The 17,920-nt window shown below is 65.3% G+C and carries 24 protein-coding genes; 10 read left to right on the forward strand and 14 right to left on the reverse strand.

Annotation, left to right across the window (positions count from 1 at the left end):
• The first annotated feature begins 2 nt into the window (after positions 1–2).
• Entirely contained in the window at positions 3–1,106 is a 1,104-nt protein-coding gene (locus tag FMM79_RS07760) for a transporter substrate-binding domain-containing protein (protein WP_148626943.1), read from the forward strand.
• 90 nt (positions 1,107–1,196) lie between these two features.
• Here FMM79_RS07760 and FMM79_RS07765 read toward each other — a convergent pair whose 3' ends face one another.
• The 6 genes from FMM79_RS07765 to FMM79_RS07790 all read right to left on the reverse strand — a co-directional run bounded on the left by FMM79_RS07765 (position 1,197) and on the right by FMM79_RS07790 (position 5,224).
• Positions 1,197–2,309, reverse strand: coding sequence for a class I SAM-dependent methyltransferase (locus FMM79_RS07765; protein ID WP_148626944.1), 1,113 nt, complete (start codon positions 2,307–2,309; stop codon positions 1,197–1,199).
• Between the two features lie 3 nt (positions 2,310–2,312).
• Entirely contained in the window at positions 2,313–2,642 is a 330-nt protein-coding gene (locus FMM79_RS07770; RefSeq protein ID WP_148626945.1) for a hypothetical protein, read from the reverse strand.
• Positions 2,643–2,874: 232 nt separating this feature from the next.
• The gene (locus FMM79_RS07775) at positions 2,875–3,402 is read right to left on the reverse strand and encodes a hypothetical protein (protein ID WP_148626946.1); all 528 of its coding nucleotides are present in this window, start codon (positions 3,400–3,402) and stop codon (positions 2,875–2,877) included.
• Positions 3,403–3,557: 155 nt separating this feature from the next.
• A complete protein-coding gene (locus FMM79_RS07780) occupies positions 3,558–4,367 on the reverse strand; it encodes a bifunctional sulfur carrier protein/thiazole synthase protein (protein ID WP_256376786.1) in 810 nt (269 codons plus the stop codon).
• A 105-nt stretch (positions 4,368–4,472) separates the two neighbouring features.
• A complete protein-coding gene (thiS, locus tag FMM79_RS07785) occupies positions 4,473–4,811 on the reverse strand; it encodes a sulfur carrier protein ThiS (protein WP_371710881.1) in 339 nt (112 codons plus the stop codon).
• 35 nt (positions 4,812–4,846) lie between these two features.
• Positions 4,847–5,224 (reverse strand): MerC domain-containing protein, encoded by a 378-nt coding sequence (locus FMM79_RS07790; protein WP_148626949.1) that lies wholly within the window; start codon positions 5,222–5,224, stop codon positions 4,847–4,849.
• A gap of 132 nt (positions 5,225–5,356) precedes the next feature.
• Between FMM79_RS07790 and FMM79_RS07795 the strand changes: the two genes are divergently transcribed.
• Together FMM79_RS07795 and cutA are read left to right on the forward strand one after the other, a co-directional pair.
• Positions 5,357–6,451: a COX15/CtaA family protein gene (locus FMM79_RS07795; protein ID WP_148626950.1), complete on the forward strand. Its 1,095-nt coding sequence runs from the start codon at positions 5,357–5,359 to the stop codon at positions 6,449–6,451.
• Between the two features lies 1 nt (position 6,452).
• Positions 6,453–6,776, forward strand: coding sequence for a divalent-cation tolerance protein CutA (gene cutA, locus FMM79_RS07800; protein ID WP_148626951.1), 324 nt, complete (start codon positions 6,453–6,455; stop codon positions 6,774–6,776).
• Between the two features lie 54 nt (positions 6,777–6,830).
• Here the strand turns inward: cutA and FMM79_RS22220 are convergent, their stop codons facing one another.
• A complete protein-coding gene (locus FMM79_RS22220; protein ID WP_162528463.1) occupies positions 6,831–7,577 on the reverse strand; it encodes a hypothetical protein in 747 nt (248 codons plus the stop codon).
• Positions 7,578–7,817: 240 nt separating this feature from the next.
• On the opposite strand from FMM79_RS22220, the gene rplM reads away from it, so the two are divergent.
• From rplM to FMM79_RS07825, 3 genes are all read left to right on the forward strand, one after another.
• The gene (gene rplM, locus FMM79_RS07815) at positions 7,818–8,297 is read left to right on the forward strand and encodes a 50S ribosomal protein L13 (RefSeq protein WP_039389852.1); all 480 of its coding nucleotides are present in this window, start codon (positions 7,818–7,820) and stop codon (positions 8,295–8,297) included.
• Positions 8,297–8,827 carry a 30S ribosomal protein S9 gene (gene rpsI / locus FMM79_RS07820; RefSeq protein WP_148626953.1) on the forward strand — a complete coding sequence of 177 codons (531 nt, stop codon included), beginning with the start codon at positions 8,297–8,299 and terminating at the stop codon, positions 8,825–8,827. The genes rplM and rpsI overlap by 1 nt, the downstream gene beginning before the upstream one ends.
• Positions 8,828–8,965: 138 nt before the next feature.
• Complete coding sequence (locus tag FMM79_RS07825) at positions 8,966–9,583, forward strand: DUF2238 domain-containing protein (RefSeq protein WP_148626954.1); 618 nt, start codon at positions 8,966–8,968, stop codon at positions 9,581–9,583.
• Here FMM79_RS07825 and FMM79_RS07830 read toward each other — a convergent pair.
• Both FMM79_RS07830 and FMM79_RS07835 read right to left on the reverse strand, forming a co-directional pair.
• Complete coding sequence (locus FMM79_RS07830; RefSeq protein WP_240339050.1) at positions 9,540–10,241, reverse strand: sulfatase-like hydrolase/transferase; 702 nt, start codon at positions 10,239–10,241, stop codon at positions 9,540–9,542. The genes FMM79_RS07825 and FMM79_RS07830 overlap by 44 nt on opposite strands.
• 51 nt (positions 10,242–10,292) lie before the next feature.
• Positions 10,293–10,484, reverse strand: coding sequence for a hypothetical protein (locus FMM79_RS07835; RefSeq protein ID WP_148626955.1), 192 nt, complete (start codon positions 10,482–10,484; stop codon positions 10,293–10,295).
• Between the two features lie 252 nt (positions 10,485–10,736).
• Here FMM79_RS07835 and FMM79_RS07840 point away from each other — a divergent pair, with 252 nt between their 5' ends.
• The 3 genes from FMM79_RS07840 to FMM79_RS07850 are packed head-to-tail and all read left to right on the forward strand — an operon-like array spanning position 10,737 to position 12,436.
• Positions 10,737–11,135: a PadR family transcriptional regulator gene (locus FMM79_RS07840; RefSeq protein WP_148626956.1), complete on the forward strand. Its 399-nt coding sequence runs from the start codon at positions 10,737–10,739 to the stop codon at positions 11,133–11,135.
• Entirely contained in the window at positions 11,122–11,688 is a 567-nt protein-coding gene (locus FMM79_RS07845) for a DUF1700 domain-containing protein (protein ID WP_148626957.1), read from the forward strand. The genes FMM79_RS07840 and FMM79_RS07845 overlap by 14 nt, the downstream gene beginning before the upstream one ends.
• A 22-nt stretch (positions 11,689–11,710) precedes the next feature.
• Positions 11,711–12,436: a GIN domain-containing protein gene (locus tag FMM79_RS07850; RefSeq protein WP_148626958.1), complete on the forward strand. Its 726-nt coding sequence runs from the start codon at positions 11,711–11,713 to the stop codon at positions 12,434–12,436.
• Between the two features lie 197 nt (positions 12,437–12,633).
• On the opposite strand, the gene FMM79_RS07855 is transcribed toward FMM79_RS07850, so the two are convergent.
• The 3 genes from FMM79_RS07855 to FMM79_RS07865 form a co-directional block, all read right to left on the reverse strand.
• Positions 12,634–13,500 carry a metallophosphoesterase gene (locus tag FMM79_RS07855; protein ID WP_148626959.1) on the reverse strand — a complete coding sequence of 289 codons (867 nt, stop codon included), beginning with the start codon at positions 13,498–13,500 and terminating at the stop codon, positions 12,634–12,636.
• 70 nt (positions 13,501–13,570) lie between these two features.
• The gene (locus FMM79_RS07860) at positions 13,571–14,482 is read right to left on the reverse strand and encodes a diacylglycerol kinase family protein (RefSeq protein WP_148626960.1); all 912 of its coding nucleotides are present in this window, start codon (positions 14,480–14,482) and stop codon (positions 13,571–13,573) included.
• Positions 14,483–14,533: 51 nt separating this feature from the next.
• A complete protein-coding gene (locus FMM79_RS07865; RefSeq protein WP_226638158.1) occupies positions 14,534–14,806 on the reverse strand; it encodes a hypothetical protein in 273 nt (90 codons plus the stop codon).
• Positions 14,807–15,054: 248 nt separating this feature from the next.
• On the opposite strand from FMM79_RS07865, the gene FMM79_RS07870 reads away from it, so the two are divergent.
• Positions 15,055–15,483, forward strand: coding sequence for a UrcA family protein (locus tag FMM79_RS07870; RefSeq protein ID WP_148626962.1), 429 nt, complete (start codon positions 15,055–15,057; stop codon positions 15,481–15,483).
• Between the two features lie 249 nt (positions 15,484–15,732).
• On the opposite strand, the gene FMM79_RS07875 is transcribed toward FMM79_RS07870, so the two are convergent.
• Complete coding sequence (locus tag FMM79_RS07875) at positions 15,733–16,500, reverse strand: LytTR family DNA-binding domain-containing protein (protein ID WP_240339051.1); 768 nt, start codon at positions 16,498–16,500, stop codon at positions 15,733–15,735.
• Positions 16,493–17,920: a sensor histidine kinase gene (locus FMM79_RS07880; protein ID WP_148626963.1), complete on the reverse strand. Its 1,428-nt coding sequence runs from the start codon at positions 17,918–17,920 to the stop codon at positions 16,493–16,495. Before FMM79_RS07880 ends, FMM79_RS07875 begins: the two co-directional genes overlap by 8 nt.

Here is a 17,920-nt window from a genome sequence, read left to right on the forward strand (position 1 = left end):
CCATGCCGCGCCTGCCAGTGAATAGACCGCCTGCCCTGCTTTTCCTTTTCGGGGTATTCCTGGCACTTGCCTCTTGCTTCTCCGTCCTGCCTGTGCGCGCGCAGGAGAGTGGGCAGAGCCTGACCGTCGCAACGCGCGAAGCCCCGCCGTTCGTGATGAAGGACGAAAATGGCACCTGGTCGGGCCTTGCCATCGACATGTGGCGCGAAATCGCCGAGGAACGGGGCTACGACTATGCCTTTGTCGAGAGTGACCTTGCCGGCATGGTCGCAGGAGTGGCCGATGGGCGTTATGACGCCAGCGTGGGCGCGCTCACGGTTACGGCCGCGCGCGAGGAGCAGGTCGACTTCACCCACCCCTTCTACGCCACCGGCTTCGGTATTGCCGTGCCCAGGGCGCCGCCTGCCTGGCTCTCGCTGCTGCGCAACTTCTTCACGCTGCAGTTCCTCCAGGCGATCCTGGCGCTGTGCGCGCTGCTTTTGGTAGTGGGGTTCCTGTTCTGGCTGGTCGAGCGGCGCCACAACTCGGAGGAATTCGCGCAAGGCCCGCGCGGCCTGTTTGCCGGTTTCTGGTTTTCCGCCGTGACGATGACCACGGTGGGCTATGGCGACAAGGCGCCCAAGACGGCCGCGGGCAAAGCCATCGCGCTGGTGTGGATGTTCGCCGCGATCCTGATTATTTCGACCTTTACCGGCATGATCGCCTCCTCGCTGACGAGCGGGCGCCTGACCGGCGCGATCGGCGGGCCCGAAGACCTTGCCGTGGCCTCGGTCGGCTCGATCCGCGCGTCTGCAAGCGATGAATGGCTCTCCAGCGAGGGCATCGCCTTTACCGGCTATCCCAATATCGAGAGCGGTCTTGCGGCCCTGCGCGAGGGCCGGATCGAGGCGTTCGTCTACGACGAACCGCTGCTGCGCTACCGTGTGCGCAACGACACCACGAATACGTTGCGCGTCCTCCCCGGCACGTTCGGACGACAGGACTATGCCATCGCCACCGGCCCGGACAGCGCCTTGCGCGAGCCGGTCGACATCTCGTTGCTCCAAATCGTGGAAGGGGCGAAATGGCGAAATGACCTCACCCGGATGCTGGGCAAGGTGAAGTAGCGCGCGGTCGACATCGGCCACGAAAAAGGGGCGCTCTTCCGGTCCGGAAAAGAGCGCCCCTTTTTCATTTCAGGCCCTGACGACCCGGTCTTACTTGCGGCCCGAAGTCACAAACCAGGACAGGAAGACGCCCTTCGATTCCTCGCCGAACTTGCTCGCCGACATGTCTGGGCCCAGGACGGCGTCCTGGAAGCCGACCTTCACGTCCTCGAACCCGGCCGCCGTCATCAGCGCGCCGTAGTCAGCCGACGTGGCCTCCTGCCAGGCAGGCTCGTTGTTGTAATCACGCTCCACGCCCGCGATCACCTGGCTCCACAGATCGAGCGTCTCGTACTTGACGGGCACTTCGAGGTGGACCGCGATGCCCCCCTTGCGCAGCAGCCGGTGGCTTTCCTTGAGGATGTTCTGGATCGCCTCGGGCGAGGTCTCGTGCATGACCGCCGCGGTGAAGAGGAGATCGAAGCTCTCATCCTCGAAGCGGGTCTTCTCGGCATCATCCTGCACGAAGTGGATCGCCGCGCCCAGGTGCGCGGCGCGGGCGTGCGCGTAGCGCAGCACCGAGGCGCCGACGTCGACCGCATAGGCCTCGGCCTTGGGGTAAGCTTCGGCGACGGGAATCACGCTCGAGCCCACGCCGCAGCCCAGTTCGACCAGCTTCTCGGGCTGGAAATCGGGATAGCACGAGGCCAGATGCGCCGCGACGGCCTTGCCTCGACCGTCGTTGAGGAAACCGCCGTTGCGGCCCAGCATGTAGACCGCACCGCCGCGGTCCATCAGTGCGCCCTGGCGCACGCCGTCGGTGTCCGAACCGTAGCCGCCGGGCATGAGGTGAACGTGGGCGTCTTCCAGGTAATCGGGGACCTGGAAGTCCTCAGCCAGGGTCAGCGAGCCGATCTCGGCGGCCTCGGAGGCCTTGGCATCAAGCTCACCGGCCTGACGATCGACGCAGTTCCACACCGAATCCCAGAGCAGTTCCTGCGTCGTGCGGCGCATGTTCGACCAGCCCAGGAACGCAGGCTCCTTGTGCAGCTTGTCAAAGACCTCTTCCGCGCGCGCGTTGTGGCTGAGGCCCGGATCGAGCTCCTCGGCGATCTGGCGCTCATGCGGCTCGACTTCGGTGTAGAGCCAGTACTGCAGGTCGCGCACGAAGAGCTGTTCGGTGGTCTCGTCGTGGTTGGCACTGGCAAGCATCGGATGCGACATGGTTCAGGCTCCCTGGTTCGAAGTGTTCTTGGCCGCGCGGCGCATAGCCGCCTCGCGGATCGGGCGGAATACCTTGCCGATCAGGCGCTGGCGCAGAGCGCCGCGCGCCTTGGCGGCATCCTCGTCGGGAACATAGGCCTCGACCGCGCCCGCGTCGAGCGTGCCGGCCTTGGCCAGCAGGCGCTCGAGCGTGTCGATGCGCTCGCGCGCCATGGCCAGTTCGCTGGCCAGCGCGGTGATCATTGCGAAGGTCTGGTCATCGCCTTCGTCCAGGCCGGGCATGTCCCGGCGACCGGCGGTCTGGGGTTTCGCCATGTGCGGCTTGTTGGTCACGCGTTACACCTCTTGTTCCAGTCCGGTTGCTTCAGATACCGGATCTCTCGGGAGTACAAGATGCCATAACCGTCTTCGGGTGCAGGCCCGCTTTCGATTTGTCCGAACGGCGACAACCTGCGCCGGATTTTCCGGTCGCAGGTTGCGGTCTGGGCCTTGCGCTATGCGGTAGAGGGGCCCGGTGCAGGGAAAGCGGTGCGACCCGAGGGCCCTGCGGTAAAGGGAAGGTGCGTCAGGCGGCTTCGAGCTCGATCCACTCGGGGTAGAAGCCGGGTTCGCGCGCGGACCAGCCCGGCGCCGTCGCGGCGGCCTCGCTGATCGAGTGCAGCAGGGTCTTGCGCCAGTCAGGCCGGATCTGTGGGAGCGCAGCCGCGCCGCAGAAGGCCCCGGGAAGCCAGGGCCGAGCCCAAGCGCCCAGCAGGCGTTCGTAGAGGAAGCGGAAGGCGGAGAAGCTGGCCAGCCCGCCTTGCGCCAGATCGTAGGCGGCCATGCGCACTAGCTTGCCCATGAAGGGATCGAGATCGGCAAAGCCGTATTCGTCCGGGCGCTGCCCACGCAGGGCCTGCAGGTCACGGTAACTCTCGTACTGACCTCGGATCGAGGCCATTTCCCCGGCATTGCGGCCCCAGAGCTTAAAAGCGTCCTGGCGCCCCAAGCCAACATCAAGACTGCGCCGGATATAGCGCTGTTCCGAAGGAGTGAAGCTCGCGAATTCCCGAAGCTCGCTGATTGTGAGACTTGCCGTGCCTGCGTATTCCATGTGCCGTGTCCGTTGCTTGTTATGTGTCGTTGTTCAGCTTTCGCCTTTCCCGTGATGAACACACTTTAAGCCCCGCGAGCTTACCCGCACGTTAATCATGCAATCGTTTGAACACCTCACTGACCGAAAGTATTAGGCAATAAAATCGTTAACTATCAGATCATGCCGGAAAGCGGGCTTGAGGGGTCTGCATAGCGCCGCTTCTGCATGCGTCCGCTAAGATATGCGTGGCGTCCAGCTTCCACCGCGAGGCGCATCGCCCTCGCCATCCTTACCGGATCCTTCGCCTCGGCAATGGCGGTATTCATGAGCACGCCGTCGCAGCCCAGCTCCATCGCGACCGCCGCTTCCGACGCGGTGCCCACGCCCGCATCGACCAGCACCGGCACCTTGGCGCCCTCGACGATGAGGCGAACGGTGACCTGGTTCTGGATGCCAAGGCCCGAACCGATCGGCGCGCCCAGCGGCATAACCGCCACCGCGCCCGCCTCTTCGAGCTGCTTGGCCGCAATCGGGTCATCAACGCAGTAGACCATCGGCAGGAAGCCTTCCTTGGCGAGGATCTCAGTGGCCTTCAGCGTCTCACGCATGTCGGGATAGAGCGTGCGCGCCTCGCCCAGCACCTCGAGCTTGACGAGGTCCCAGCCGCCCGCCTCGCGCGCCAGGCGCAGTGTGCGGATCGCATCCTCGGCCGTGAAGCAGCCTGCGGTGTTGGGCAGGTAGGTGATCTTCTTCGGGTCGATGTAGTCGGTCAGCATCGGCGCCTTGGGGTCCGACACGTTGACGCGGCGCACCGCGACCGTAACGATCTCGGCGCCCGACGCCTCGACCGCGGCCGCGTTCTGCTCGAAGTCCTTGTACTTGCCCGTGCCCACGATCAGGCGCGAGGTGAAGGTGCGCCCCGCGACCGTCCAGGTGTCAGCATCGGTCGCGGGAGTGGTGGGGGCAGAGGAAGTATCGGTCACAGGTCGCATCCTTTCAAGAGGCGGGAAGCGCGAGGAAATCTCGGAAGAAAGAAGTGGGAAATGGCGGCCCCATCGGCGCAATGGCCGAACGGGACGCCGGGCGCGTCAACCGCCGCCCACGAAGTGGACGATCTCGAGCGTGTCGCCCTCCCCCAGAGTGACGTCGGCCAGCGTCGAGCGCGGCGCGATCTCGGCGTTGCGCTCGACCGCGACCTTGGCGGGATCGAGTCCGATTTCGGCGACAAGGTCGGCAATCGTCGAGCCGGCCGCAATCCGGTGCGGCTCCCCGTTGACGGTGAGCGAGATGAGGGCGTTCGGCGTATCGTTCTGGGCCATGTGGGTGCAGATAGCGCGCCCTGCGCCGAGCGCAAGGTTTCCCGCCGCCAAGCAAAAACGCGCACGGCGCTTTTCACCGCCCTGCGCGCCCGACACGACGCGGAACATCGCCCGCGCGGCGACCCGCCGCGACCAAGCGCGGGTCAGTGAGCCGCGTGGCCGCGCAAGTTGAAGAGATGCGCGCCCGCAACCAGGGTCACGCCGCAGATCGTGAGCAGCGCCTCGGACAGGCCGTGCCCCACGAACAGCGCCAGCGCCATCAGCACGATGCCCGCGCCACCGATCACTAGCGGCATCATCCGGCCGTGGCGAATGACGCCGACCCCCAGCGAGACGCCGCCGAACACGACGGCAAGCGCCAGACCGACCTCATGGATGGCGGGGGACAGCAGCAATTCGCCGCCCAGCCCCAGCACGCCCACCAGCACGATGCCTGCCACGCAGTGCACCGCGCAAAGCCCGCTGAGCAGGATTCCGGCCCGGTCGAGCCGTCCACGAATCGAAGAAGGGTTGCTGCGCATCGCCCGGCAAATATGTAACGTTGTAACATTAATCAAGAGCGGGACCGAAATTTGCCGCGAACCGAGCCCTTACCGCGCCCGGAGGCTGCGGGCTCTTGCGTAACCTGCGGCAAGGGCTCAGGAAGAGTCCCCATGAAGAACATGGACGGCCGCCCTCTCATCGGAACTCACGACGACATCGGCGCGATGGTGCGCTGGCTGTTCACCGTCGCCGTGTTGGTCGTGCTCATCGTAGCCATCGGTGGGATTACGCGCCTCACCGAATCCGGGCTTTCGATCACGCAGTGGAAGCCGGTGACCGGCGCCCTGCCCCCGCTGACCGACGCGCAGTGGCAGGCCGAGTTCGCCGAGTACCGGCAGATCCCGCAGTACCTCGATGTCAACGGCCCGGCGGGCATGAGGCTTGCCGACTACAAGTTCATCTACTTCTGGGAATGGGCGCACCGGCTGATCGCGCGCATCATCGGGCTGGTCTTTGCGCTGCCGCTGATCTGGTTCTGGGTGCGCCGCACGATCCCGCTTGGCTACAAGCCGCGCCTGCTCGCGCTCTTGGCGCTGGGCGGCCTTCAGGGCGCGGTGGGCTGGTGGATGGTCTCCTCCGGGCTCTCTCCCGATGCACTCGACCGGGTGAGCCACTTCCGCTTGGCCGCCCACCTCCTGACCGCGCTCCTGACATTGGGCGGGCTCGTGTGGACCGCACTCGACCTCCGGCAACTCGAACAGGGCACGCCGCGCTCCTCGCTTGGGCGCTTCACCTTCGTGGCGCTGGCCGCGCTGGCGCTCCAGCTGTTCTATGGCGCGCTTGTCGCGGGTATGCGCGCGGGCTACGTGGCGGGCGCGGGCTGGTTCCACCTCGACGCCTGGCCCCTTATGCAGGGCCATCTCTTCCCTGAGGGCGTCGATGCGTCGGGCGGGCTTCTCCTTGCGCTCTTCAACGATCCCTTCCTCGTCCACTTCCTCCACCGCTGGTGGGCCTGGGTGGTCGTGGCGATCCTGATCGTCATGGGGCGGCGCCTGCGCGCGATCCGCCAGCGCCCGGCCTCGGTGGCGATCCACATGGCCTTCGGCCTGCAGATCCTGCTCGGCATTGCAACAATCTGGTCGGGCGTGAACTTGTGGCTGGCGGTCGCCCACCAGGTCTGCGCCGCGCTCTTGGTGATGAGCGTGGTCTGGGGCGCACATGCGCTGGGCCGCCGCGATCCGGTCAACCTGCTGAGCGCGGCCTGATATGGCGGATGCGCCCCTTTCAGGCGCCCTTGTCTGGTGTCCCTGCCCCGATGAAGCCGCCGCACTCGCGGCCGCGCGCACGCTGGTCGAAGAGAAGCTCGCCGGTTGCGGCAACGTGATCCCTGGGGTCACCAGCGTGTTCGAATGGGAGGGCCAGATCGACACCGCGCGCGAAGTCGGTCTGCTTCTCAAGACCCGCGCCGACCTGCTCGACGCCGCCGTCGCGCGCCTTGGCGAGATCCACCCTTACGACACGCCCGCCGTGCTGGGCTGGGTCTGCGACACGGGCGCACCGGCCACACTGGGCTGGCTGGGCGCGCTCTGACACCCCGGCTTGCCAGCCCGCCTGACGGACGCACAGGTCAACCTGCCAGCCCGCTCAGTCCGGGCTGAGGCGCAAGCTGCCGGGTGAAGCGAACGATGCGTTCGCGCAGCCCGCCCTGGGCCAGATCACCGCAGCCGCGCAAGGCACAGGCGAGACCTTCGGGCTCAACGCCATCATCGTCACCGCACAGCGTCGCGCCGAAACCCAGCAGGACGCGGCCATCGCGATCAACGCGGCCAGCGGCAACCAGCTGGTCCAGAGCGGCATCGCCGACGCGACGACAATGGCAACAACGCCTTTGACACCCGCAACGTCGCCAAGTCCTTGGTCAAAGGTGTGGAGATGGGCTTCCAGTGGCTGGCGGGCGCCACCACGCTCGTCCATGGCGGTGCGCAGTACCTCGACTCTACCTGCGACAGTTTCCAATACCACCAGATCGACCTTTCCGACGAACGCGACCCGCCCTACGTCCTCGCCCTTAGCAAGGGCTGCGGCGACACCCAGGTTTCCGACCCGGTGCACTCGTTCGACACCGGCGGCGCGCGCGCAGCGCGCTCGTCGCACCCGGAGGCGGCGCTTCCTCTCACCCGATGGCCTGTCCTTCGAGATCTCGGCCAAGGTCGCGCCCCTCGACAAACATGCTCTGTAGCGCTGGCAAGGCGTGCCGGTGAAGATCAGCTGCATTCGTCCGATCACCAGGCGCTGGCGCGCTTCTTCACCGATGTGCTGGACTTTCGCGTCTCGGACTGGCTGGGCGATTTCAAGTGCTTCCAGCGCTGCAACGCGCGCGCGCCCGACCATGGCCAAGCCTGCCGAAACCCGCGCAAACCTGAGCCTGCCCGGACAGATCCCTTCTGCGAAGCGATCCGAGCAACGGTCATACGACGCCATGCGGTATCATATTACCTCTTCGCAAAGCCGCATCCTGCTTGACTTGGCGCCCGAATTCGACGAATTGGCGCCACTTCCCGCGTAAGGGACGGATTCGCGCCAGCGCCAATCCACCGGACGCGCGCACGAAACACAAGGGATAGACCAGCCATGAAGGCGCTCACAAAGGTCACCCGGTCGATCAAGCCGGCCGAGGTGGAAAAGAAGTGGCATCTGATCGATGCCGAAGGTCTGGTGGTTGGCCGTCTGGCTGTCATCATCGCCGACCTCCTGCGCGGCAAGCACAAGCCGAGCTTCACCCCGCACGTCGATTGCGGCGACCACGTCGTCGTGATCAACGCCGAGAAGGTCCGCTTCACCGGCAACAAGCTCAAGCAGCAGACCTACTACAAGCACACCGGCTACGCTGGCGGCCTCAAGGAAGTTACCGCGGACAAGGTCCTCGCCGGTCGCTTTCCCGAGCGCGTGCTTGAAAAGGCCGTGGAACGCATGATTCCCCGTGGTCCGCTGGGCCGCGACCAGATGCGCGCCCTGCACGTCTACGCCGGCACCGAGCACCCGCACGGTGGTACGCAGCCCGAAGCCCTCGACGTTGCTTCGATGAACCGTAAGAACAAGGTGGGTGCCTAATGTCCGACACTGATACCGTCCAGAGCCTGTCCGACCTCAAGGACCTCGGCACCGAAGTCGCGACCGAAGAAGCCGCAGCTGAAGAGCAGGGCTTCACCCCTGTCGTCTCGAACGTTCCCCTGCGCGAGCAGGAACTCGACGCCCAGGGCCGCGCCTACGCCACCGGCCGCCGCAAGGACGCCGTTGCCCGTGTGTGGATCAAGCCCGGCACCGGCAAGATCACCATCAACGGCCGTGACCAGGAAGTCTACTTCGCACGTCCGACCCTGCGTCTGGTCATTGCCCAGCCGTTCCAGATCACCGCGCGCGAAGACCAGTACGACGTCGTCGCCACCGTCAAGGGCGGCGGTCTCTCGGGTCAGGCCGGCGCTGTGAAGCACGGCATTTCGCAGGCTCTCTCGAAGTACGAGCCGGTCCTGCGCGCCACGGTCAAAGCCGCCGGCTTCCTCACCCGCGACAGCCGCGTGGTTGAGCGTAAGAAGTACGGCCGCGCCAAGGCCCGTCGTTCGTTCCAGTTCTCGAAGCGCTAAGTTTCGAACGGACCGACGCACCGGTTTACGAAAAGAGGGTCGCGGGCAACCGCGGCCCTCTTTTCATGCCTGCATTCCGCAGGTGTGCCTTCGCGGCGGGGCTTGCATGTCCCCGGTATCTGGCCAATCCTGCCGGGAATGCACCGCACCAACCTTCGCGACCTTACCGCGCTCACACTCCTCTGGCTGGCGGGCCTTCTGGCCTCGGGCTGGAGCCCTTTTGAGCGCTCGACCTGGCTGATGGAGGTGGCACCCGTCCTGATCGCGCTGCCCGTCCTCTGGGCTACCCGCAGCCGCCTCCCCCTGACCCGCCTTGCCATGGCGCTGATTGGCCTCCATGGCCTCATCCTCATGCTGGGGGGCGCCTATACCTACGCGCGCACGCCGCTGGGCTTTACCTTGCAGGACCTGCTGGGCCTCGCGCGCAATCCCTACGATAGGATCGGCCACTTCGCGCAAGGCTTCGTACCCGCAATCGTGCTGCGCGAGGTGCTGCTGCGCCGGGGCGGCCTTGCGCCCGGATGGCTTTCCAGGGTGCTGGTCACGGCCTGCTGCCTGGCGGTGAGCGCAGTCTACGAGCTGATCGAGTTCGGCGCGGCCATGGCGCTGGGTCAGGGTGCCGAGGCCTTCCTGGGCACCCAGGGCGATCCCTGGGACACCCAGTGGGACATGCTCATGTGCCTTGTAGGGGCGGTTTGTGCGTTGGCCCTCCTCATCCCCTGGCACGACCGCCAGATCGCCCGGATCGAGGGCTGAGCCCCAAAAAAAGGCCCTGCTCCATGAACTCGGCCACGACATTGGACATGTCGAACGAGGCCCCGCCCTGCACAGGCGGGTATTCGGCCAGGGTCTTGAGGTGCGTGTTCATCAAGACGCCCATCGGCTGCATCAACCACGAGACCTTCGGAAGCAGGTGCCGGTAGGCATCGACCGAATCGAAGCTCTCGAAAGGATCCATGCGGATGTTGACGTCGGGCATACCGGCCACGGCCGCAAGGCTGGTGAACATGTCCTGGTGCGCCTGAATGCCATTCAGCACCTGTCCCTGCGGGACCATGCGCGGATAGCGCAACATCGAAATCACGCGCACACCACCCTCGTAGGCAGTCATCTTCTCACCGCGGAAGGGCGTGGTTGCCCCGTGTGGCCAGGGATCGTGCTCCGGACCGTTGTCGGTTGAATACCAGATCAGCGTATCATCGAGGATGCCCTGCTGCTCGAGCCAGTCGAGCACCATGCCTACGGCGTGATCGTGCTGCATCATGCCCGAGCCGTGAAGGTCCGCCTCGGACGTGTATTTTCCCGCCGCATAGCGCCACTCATCGTCGAGAAGCGTGTAGACATGCATGCGTGAGGTGTTCATCCACACGAAGAAGGGCTCGTTTGCCGCCTTCGCCTTTTTCCATGAAGGCAAGTGCGGTCGGGATCATCTCGGCGGAATCGAAGTTCTCCATCCGCTTACGCGTCAGCGGGCCGGTGTCCTCGATGATCTGCTTGCCCACCTTGCCGAAACGTTCTGCCAGCCGATATCATCGTCCCAGATCACGAGGATGTTCGGCTTGCGGCCCGAGGCGGCCTGCGCCAGCGCCCTTTGGGTGCCGATCGGCGAGCCGAGCGCAGGCAGCGCGGCAGCCACGCGGTCGGACACGAGTCGCATAAGGAAGCCCCCTACCTCACAGGACACCAATCTGGCCCGGTCCGGTACCGAGCCGGCATAGGGTTTTCCCTCGGTTGCGGGGTGGCAGACCCTGCCGAAGTCACGGAAGTCGGGAACACAAACGGGTTCCTTCGTGAGCCAGCCATCTTGCCGTGCGCGGTATAGTGCATGGCCTTGTACCTCTTTTAGAAAGGTACCTTGCATCACACACTAGCTGTCTATATACAGTCGTCACCGACAGGAGATGATTCGATGTCCGAAATCGAAGTCCAGCTTAAGAAGGGGGTGCTCGGCCTTTGCGTGCTTGCCCTGCTTTCGCGCCGCAACAGCTATGCCTACGAGATCGCCAGCCGCATGGCCGACGCGGTCGATATGGGCGAAGGGACGATCTACCCGCTGATGCGCCGCATGCAGAAGGACGGCCTGGTCTCGACCTATCTCGAGGAATCGCCATCCGGCCCGCCGCGCAAGTACTATTCCATCACCGAAGCTGGCCAGACGCGCCTCGTCGCCCAGGTCAGCGAATGGCGCGGTTTCACCGCCGCCGTCGATGAACTGATCACCGGCGATGCGCCCGTCGCCACCGCACCGGAAACCACCGGAGAACCCGCGAACGTGCAGGAAGGGGAATCCAGCCATGACGCGTCTTGAATTCATCCGTCGCCTCGAAGCCGGGCTCAAGGGCCTGCCGCGCGAGGACGTCGACGACATCCTCTCCGACTACGCTGAGCACTTCGAGGCCGGCATGGCCGAAGGCCGCGGCGAGGCGGAGATTGCCGCCGCTCTGGGCGATCCGGCGCGCCTGGCCCGCGAACTGCGCTTCGAATTCGGCCAGCGCAACTGGAACGAGGCGCGCTCACCGTCCTCGGCCTGGGCCGCAATCATTGCCTTCGTTGGCCTCGCCTCGCTCGACATCCTGCTGCTGCTGCCGATCATCGTGACGGTGCTGGGCGTACTCATCGCCCTGTTCGTAGCCGTCATCGCAGTGTTCATCGCTGGTGGCCTTGTCCTCATCGCCGGCCCGTTCACGGGCTTCCCGGGAGGCTGGGCTGTCGCCCTGCTCGCTGGTCTCGGTATCCTGAGCGGATCGGTCGCGGCCGCGGCCATCCTCATCCTCGTCAGCATCTGGGTCATCAACGCCCTGATGTGGTTCGGCCGCCTGCACTTCCGGGTGCTCGAGCCTGCCATTCACCCCGACAAGTAACCGTGCACGCAGGAGATATAACATGTTCCGCAAACTGCTCATTGTCTTCGCCAGTGCCGCGATCCTATCGCTCGTTGCTTTCGCCGGGGCCTGGATTGTCGGGGGCGAGGACGCCCGCCGCGAGTTTGCCCAGGAAGGGGGCTGGCACTTTGGCGGCGAGGACGAGGACCTGGGGCCGACCAAGACCCGCGAGTTCGCCATCGAAAGCGGATCGCAGATTGCCATGGAAGTGCCCGTCGATCTCAGCTTCACCCGCGGCAAGACCGCAAGCATGACCGTCAAGGGGCCCGAGAAGCTGCTGGAGCGCCTCGTCTGGGAAGATGGCCGCCTCAAGCTCGACGGCAACCGCAGCCACTGGGGCAACGGCCTCAAGGTCGTCATCACCGCGCCCGAGATCGAGGGCCTCGATCTCGACGCACCGGGCGATGTCACGCTGGTCGGCCTCGACCAGGACCAGTTCACGCTGAAGGCCAACGGCGCGCTCGACCTCGAAGCCGACGGCAAGGTCCGCACGATGGCCGTCACTACCAATGGCGCGGGCAACATCGACCTCGCCAAGCTCTACGGCGATGACGTCAAGGTTGAGGTCAATGGCGCGGGCGACGTCACCCTTGGCCCCAAGCGCCTCGCCGAAATCGAGATCAACGGCGTGGGCCACGTGACCCTGGTACGCAAGCCCGAGATCCTGCGCAGCAACATCAACGGCCTGGGCTCGGTCGACCACGACTACGCGCAGGCGGACATGTAAGATGACGAAGGAAATCGATTTTCAAGGAGCCATCCGCCCTTGACCCAAAAATCGGCAACCTCACCTTTATCACGCGCCGTTGCGCGCGCGAGGTAAGGCAGCCGGTTCGGGTGGCCCTCGGATAGATCTCTTCTAACCAACCTCAAACGAAAAGAGCCGCAGGAGACTGCGGCTCTTTCTGCTTCTGCCTGTTCCGGTCAGCTCACTGGCGGGTCGACTTCGGGCACCTTGCCGACAGGCGCCACCGGTTCTTCGGGATCGCGCGGGGGCAGCGCGTTCTCAGGCACGTCGCAGATCATCATGTCGCGACTTGCCACATCTTCCAGGTTGCGCGCGGTGACGCGGATGTCCTCGCCCTCGATCACGATCTCGTTAAAGCTGGGCGGGGTCGAGCGAATGCGCTGCGAAAGTGTGCCCGCGCCGATCATCCGCAGCGGACCCGCCTTCGTGTCCGCGACGAGATCGAAGGGATCGTGGATGTGCCCGGAAAGGATCGCGGCAACCTTGCGCCCGGCCAGCGCTTCCATCGTCCGGGTGCCGTTGATGGTCAGCAGCTTGTTGTCACGCTCGCGCCGCTCGGTCAGCGGGTGATGCGCGGCGACAAGAATGCGCGTGCCTTCGGGCTGTGCGTCGATCGCGGCAAGCGCTTCCTCCAGCGCCTTCTTCGTCACCCAGCCGTTCGACCAGGGAAAGCGCTGCCACTGCGCGCGCGTCGTTGTCTTGAGCGGGATCACGGCAAGACGCGGCAGGCCGAGTTCGGCCTCGACCAGATGCTCGATCCGGTTGAAGCGGCGGTAGGGATCGAAGAAGCGCTGGTAGAGATTGGCGTAAGGGATATCGTGATTGCCCACCTCGACCGTCACCGGGATGTCGAGCGCCTGAATCCAGGCGCAGGCGGCGTCGAACTCGCGGTGCCGCGCGCGCATGGTGAGGTCGCCCGTGATGGCAAGTGCATCGGGCTTTTCGCGCTCGATGCAACGCTCGACCCAGGCGAGGGCGCTGCGGTCCTCGAGCCCAAAGTGGATATCGCTCAGATGAAACAGCTTGAGCGGGCGGTCATTCATGCACTTCACCTGCGTTGGGTCTGCGTTTCGGGCCATGTCGCCCCAGCGCGAAGGAACTCGCCTTCACGCCCTATACCTCGCGGGTGGCAATAAGATCGACCTCGCAGGGTGCAAGCTCGAATATTTCCTCAGGCTCGCCATCAAAAGGTTCGCCGTCGATGAGCAGGCCCATCGGCTCGCCTGCCGGGCAGACAAGACGGATACGCTGGTGGACGCCAAGATCGTCGTGCGGCCCATTGCGGAAGTTGCGGTTGAGGAGCGCAATCCCCTGCCCCGCGTAGTCGGTCAGCGATTCCGCGTAATAGCCGCGTGCGGACAGCCCCTCCTCACCCGGGTTGACCGTGATCGCGGCATAGCCGTCCTCGCGTCCGCAATCGGACTCCTCGCACACGACCTTGGGCCCGCTAGTGGAATAGCTGATGGCCTGGCGCGCGGTGGCAACCACTTCGACCAGGTTCGCCGCGCGCAGGGCCTCGCGCACCTCGTTCCATATCGTGCCCGGCCCCGCAAGCACGCCGGTCAGCGCGGTTCCGTGCCGGGTGTCGATAACAGGCGTGCGCACGCGGCGCCCTTCCCTACTCTCAAGGCGCGCAGCGATCTCGGCCGCGCTGGCCGGGCCGTGCAGCGACCTGGCAAGCAGATTCATCGTGCCGCCGGGCAAAACCAGCACCGCACCGCCCCAGCCGAACAGGCCCGTGACGACGGCATGGACCGTGCCATCGCCTCCGAAAGTGGCGACGATCTCGACCCCCTCCGCGTCCAGATCCACAGCCTTGGGCGCGGGATCGTCAGGGAAGTACAAGGTGCGCGCGACATCGAAACCGGCGCTTTCCAGGGCCTGCTTTGCCTCACGCTGGGTCTGCGCATCGTTGCTGCCGCTTGCCGGATTGCACACCAGCCAGAGACGCCGCGCCTTCGCGCTGGCGGGGGCGGGATCATCGGGTTGCGCCACGTCGGCGGGTGTCTGCGATGCCTGTTCCATGCTTGGCGAAAAGCCCCGTGCGCGCACCGGTTCCCGGATACCTTCCCGGAACTACAGGCGCTCGGTGACAATGAGCCAGGCGGCAACGCCGTTGACCAGCGAATAGACAAGGTAGAGCAGCGCCCACCCTTGCGATCCGGCCGAGACCATCAGCAACGCGCCCAGCAGCATCACGAACTCGACAAGGAGACTGGCTCGCCCGCCCAGCGGCTTCAGCAACCAGGGCACCTGGGCCAACATCGGATGCCCGCTTTCGAGGACGGCCTTGTGGGCGGCGAAGTTAATCACGCCCAGACAGAAGACGACGAGAACGGCAATGGTCACATCACGTAGCCTAACGCGGCTTGTGCCCCGATGCCAATCCCCCTCCATGCGAGGCTGCCCCGAAGCCCTGCCCGGCCCCTTGCGAATCACGCGGCGCGAGTCGCCGCCGTGCGCGGGCATCCCCGCATTTGGGTGCGGTCCGGCCGATGCCGTTCGTCGACTACAAACGTCGTTTGTCCGCTGCCTGTGCCTTTTGTCGACCTTGGACGACCCACCATAGATGCTGACGTGAAACAGGGCCGGGTTGGGTGCAGAAGAAACTCATCGAGCCGGCCGACACACACATCGCGGACCTGCTCACCATAGGAGGAAACACGATGTTCAAGAAGACTGCCCTTTTCGCCGCCGCCCTTGTTGGTCCCGCTGCCATGGTCGGCCTCGCCGCTACCGCCACCCCCGCCGCCGCCGCCGCCGCCGCCGCCGCGCAGGAAAACATCCCCACCGCAACCGTCTACTACACCGACCTCGACCTCAGCACGGTCGAAGGCCAGGAGACCCTGGAACGCCGCCTTGTGAAGACGGCCCGCAAGGTCTGCCGGATGGACGAACGCGCGGTCGACTCCTTCCTGCCCAGCTCCTCGTCGCAGGCCTGCTTCCGCGAAGCCACGCAGAAGGTCGAGGGCCAGATCGCAGCCGCCATGCGCGATCAGGAGACGGCCCAGCGCTACGGCGGCTGATCCCCCCATCCCCGAGGTCCCATAAGAAGAAATGACCCGGATACCGACTTGGTGGGCTGCCTCTGGCGGCCCGCCTCTTTTTGTGTTGAAGCAGGAAAAGAGAGATTTCCGAGGGCATTTGCCCTCGGGCTCTCCAAACTGTCGACCTCACCTTCCACGCGCCGCCCTGGCCGAAAAAGGTGAGGTCGCCGGTTTTGGGGTCAAGGGGCGATGGCCCCTTGAATCAATACCTTCTTCCTGAGCTCAGGATCATCGCCCCGCCATCTTTTTCACCTCGGGCAGATACGTACGCCCGATGCGCAGGCTGTCGCCGCTCGTCGTTTCCACCGACCACACCCCCAGGCCCTCGTGCTTGAGGCCGGTCACGTGATCGCGGCGCAGGATGTGGCTGCGGTGGATGCGGATGAAGCGCGCCGGGTCGAGCCGTTCCTGCAGGCTGGTGATGGTCTGGAGCAGAAGATAGCTCTGATCGCCCACGTGGAGGCGCACGTAGTCGCGCTCCGCATCGATGCGCTGCACGTCGTCGGCGGGCACGCGCACCAGTTCGGAGCGGTGCGGTACCCAGAATTCCTCCAGCCAATCACTCTTTGGCTCGGTGCGTTCACCACGCCGGGCAATGACGCGCCCGATCGCGCGTTCCAGCCGCTCGGGCGTCACAGGCTTAAGAACATAGTCCACCGCATCGAGATCGAAGGCCTCGACCGCAAATTCGTCGTGCGCGGTGACAAAGATCACCGCGGGCGCGTTGTCCTGACGCGCCAGCCGCCGCGCAACGGTAAGTCCGTCGGTTTCGGGCATAGTGAGGTCAAGGAGCAGAAGATCGGGATGAAGCGCTTCGCACAGGCGCAGCGCAGCCTCGCCGTCGCTCGCCGTGCCGACAACCGAGACTGAACCCAGCCGCGAGCAGATCACCTGCATGCGCTCCACCGCCAGCGGCTCGTCATCCACGATCAGGGTGCGTAGCGGCGCACTGGTCATGGTGTCGTTGGCCCCGTTCTGCATGGCGTTGCTATCCATCAAATCTCGTCTCCCTCGCCCCGGCGGCCCCCTGTTCGGTCTCCAGCGGCAGGTCGAGGACAGTCGCAAAGCCCCCCTCCTTCTGCGGACCGTAGGCCAGCCTGGCCGTATTCGCGTAGCGCGCGCGCAAGCGATCACGCACATTGTTCAATCCGATGCCGCACCCTTCGGCCTTGTTCAGGGGCGCGCCGGGTCCATCATCACGCACGGTAAGCACGAGACGATCGCCCGCACCATCCTCCCCTTCGCCGCGCCGGGCCGAGATCGTGATCGTGACCGGACGCTGCGTAGCCGCGACCGCGTACTTCACCGAGTTCTCGATCAGCGGTTGCAGGATCATGCCCGGTACCATCGCATCGGCGACGTCCTCGTCAATCGTGAATTGCGTCTGCAAACGATTAGGGAAACGTACCCCCTCGATCGAGAGGTAGAGCTTCTGCATCTCGATCTCGTCCAGCAGGCGCATGTCGTTGGTGGGGTCGCCATTCAAGGTCCGGCGGTAGAAGGTCGAGAGCGTCTGGATCATCGTCTCGGCCGCATCCTGGCGCCCGGTCATGACTAGCGCGGAAAGCGAGTTCAGCGTATTGAACAGGAAGTGCGGATTGACCTGGTAGCGCAGCGAGCGCAGTTCGGCCGCTTCGGCCGCGCGGCGGTATTCGCCCTCGCGCCGTTCGGCCGCCCGCGCTTCTTCCGCCTTGGCGAGCGCAAAGTAGAGCGCGGCCCAGGCGAGAACGAGGAAATAGCGCCCGAAGGTCGTGTCGGCCATTCCCGCCCAGCGCCCGAACAGCGTGTCACGTGCCGCGCCGTTGGTGCGGATGGTGATCCCGCCTTCGGCGCCCGGCATGATTCCCGCCGAAGCAGGGCCGCGACCGGTGTCGTCGAGCAGAGGGCCTGCATCGTCGGTCATGCCCGGCACGATCTCGGGCACTGCGGAACTTGTGACGGGAGGGGCGGACGGCGCAGGCGGCGCCTCCTGCCGGGCTGAATCGCGCGAGGATGACTTGGGCAGATCGACGAGGATGTTGCCCGCCTCATCCTGCATCACGCGGACCTTGCCCGGGTCGATCTGGGTCAGGCCTTCCTTGTCGGCGGCCTTCATCGCCATTTCCAGGTCCGCAAAGACCATCGCGTTGATAAGGCTGAGCAGCAGGGCAAGTGGCAAGGCGCCCACCAGCACGATCACGAGGCGCACCAGGTTCGACTTGCGGTCGAGCATCTGGAGCAGCGGCCAGACCGCCGCCATGACCATCATCGAGAGCAGACAGATCGTCAGCCTGCGCGAGATGATCGGCCAGGCAAAATCGAAGCCCATAAAGGCCCCCCGCACGGTCGCGACGATGAAATAACACGCCCAGAGCGCCGCCAGCGACAGCAGCACCATGCGCGCAGGAACGCGTGGATTTTCAGATACGATGGCCAT

Source organism: Novosphingobium sp. BW1 (assembly GCF_008107685.1).
Lineage (GTDB): Bacteria > Pseudomonadota > Alphaproteobacteria > Sphingomonadales > Sphingomonadaceae > Novosphingobium.

Bases quoted from the DNA above. Each gene is read 5' to 3' on its own strand.
- FMM79_RS07760 (WP_148626943.1), top strand. From the start codon at position 3: ATGCCGCGCCTGCCAGTGAATAGACCGCCTGCCCTGCTTTTCCTTTTC.
- FMM79_RS07765 (WP_148626944.1), bottom strand. From the start codon at position 2,309: ATGTCGCATCCGATGCTTGCCAGTGCCAACCACGACGAGACCACCGAA.
- FMM79_RS07775 (WP_148626946.1), bottom strand. From the start codon at position 3,402: ATGGAATACGCAGGCACGGCAAGTCTCACAATCAGCGAGCTTCGGGAA.
- thiS (WP_371710881.1), bottom strand. From the start codon at position 4,811: ATGTTCCGCGTCGTGTCGGGCGCGCAGGGCGGTGAAAAGCGCCGTGCG.
- FMM79_RS07790 (WP_148626949.1), bottom strand. From the start codon at position 5,224: ATGCGCAGCAACCCTTCTTCGATTCGTGGACGGCTCGACCGGGCCGGA.
- FMM79_RS07795 (WP_148626950.1), top strand. From the start codon at position 5,357: ATGAAGAACATGGACGGCCGCCCTCTCATCGGAACTCACGACGACATC.
- cutA (WP_148626951.1), top strand. From the start codon at position 6,453: ATGGCGGATGCGCCCCTTTCAGGCGCCCTTGTCTGGTGTCCCTGCCCC.
- FMM79_RS22220 (WP_162528463.1), bottom strand. From the start codon at position 7,577: ATGGTCGGGCGCGCGCGCGTTGCAGCGCTGGAAGCACTTGAAATCGCC.
- rplM (WP_039389852.1), top strand. From the start codon at position 7,818: ATGAAGGCGCTCACAAAGGTCACCCGGTCGATCAAGCCGGCCGAGGTG.
- rpsI (WP_148626953.1), top strand. From the start codon at position 8,297: ATGTCCGACACTGATACCGTCCAGAGCCTGTCCGACCTCAAGGACCTC.
- FMM79_RS07825 (WP_148626954.1), top strand. From the start codon at position 8,966: ATGCACCGCACCAACCTTCGCGACCTTACCGCGCTCACACTCCTCTGG.
- FMM79_RS07835 (WP_148626955.1), bottom strand. From the start codon at position 10,484: ATGCGACTCGTGTCCGACCGCGTGGCTGCCGCGCTGCCTGCGCTCGGC.
- FMM79_RS07840 (WP_148626956.1), top strand. From the start codon at position 10,737: ATGTCCGAAATCGAAGTCCAGCTTAAGAAGGGGGTGCTCGGCCTTTGC.
- FMM79_RS07845 (WP_148626957.1), top strand. From the start codon at position 11,122: ATGACGCGTCTTGAATTCATCCGTCGCCTCGAAGCCGGGCTCAAGGGC.
- FMM79_RS07850 (WP_148626958.1), top strand. From the start codon at position 11,711: ATGTTCCGCAAACTGCTCATTGTCTTCGCCAGTGCCGCGATCCTATCG.
- FMM79_RS07855 (WP_148626959.1), bottom strand. From the start codon at position 13,500: ATGAATGACCGCCCGCTCAAGCTGTTTCATCTGAGCGATATCCACTTT.
- FMM79_RS07860 (WP_148626960.1), bottom strand. From the start codon at position 14,482: ATGGAACAGGCATCGCAGACACCCGCCGACGTGGCGCAACCCGATGAT.
- FMM79_RS07875 (WP_240339051.1), bottom strand. From the start codon at position 16,500: ATGGATAGCAACGCCATGCAGAACGGGGCCAACGACACCATGACCAGT.
- FMM79_RS07880 (WP_148626963.1), bottom strand. From the start codon at position 17,920: ATGGCCATCGTATCTGAAAATCCACGCGTTCCTGCGCGCATGGTGCTG.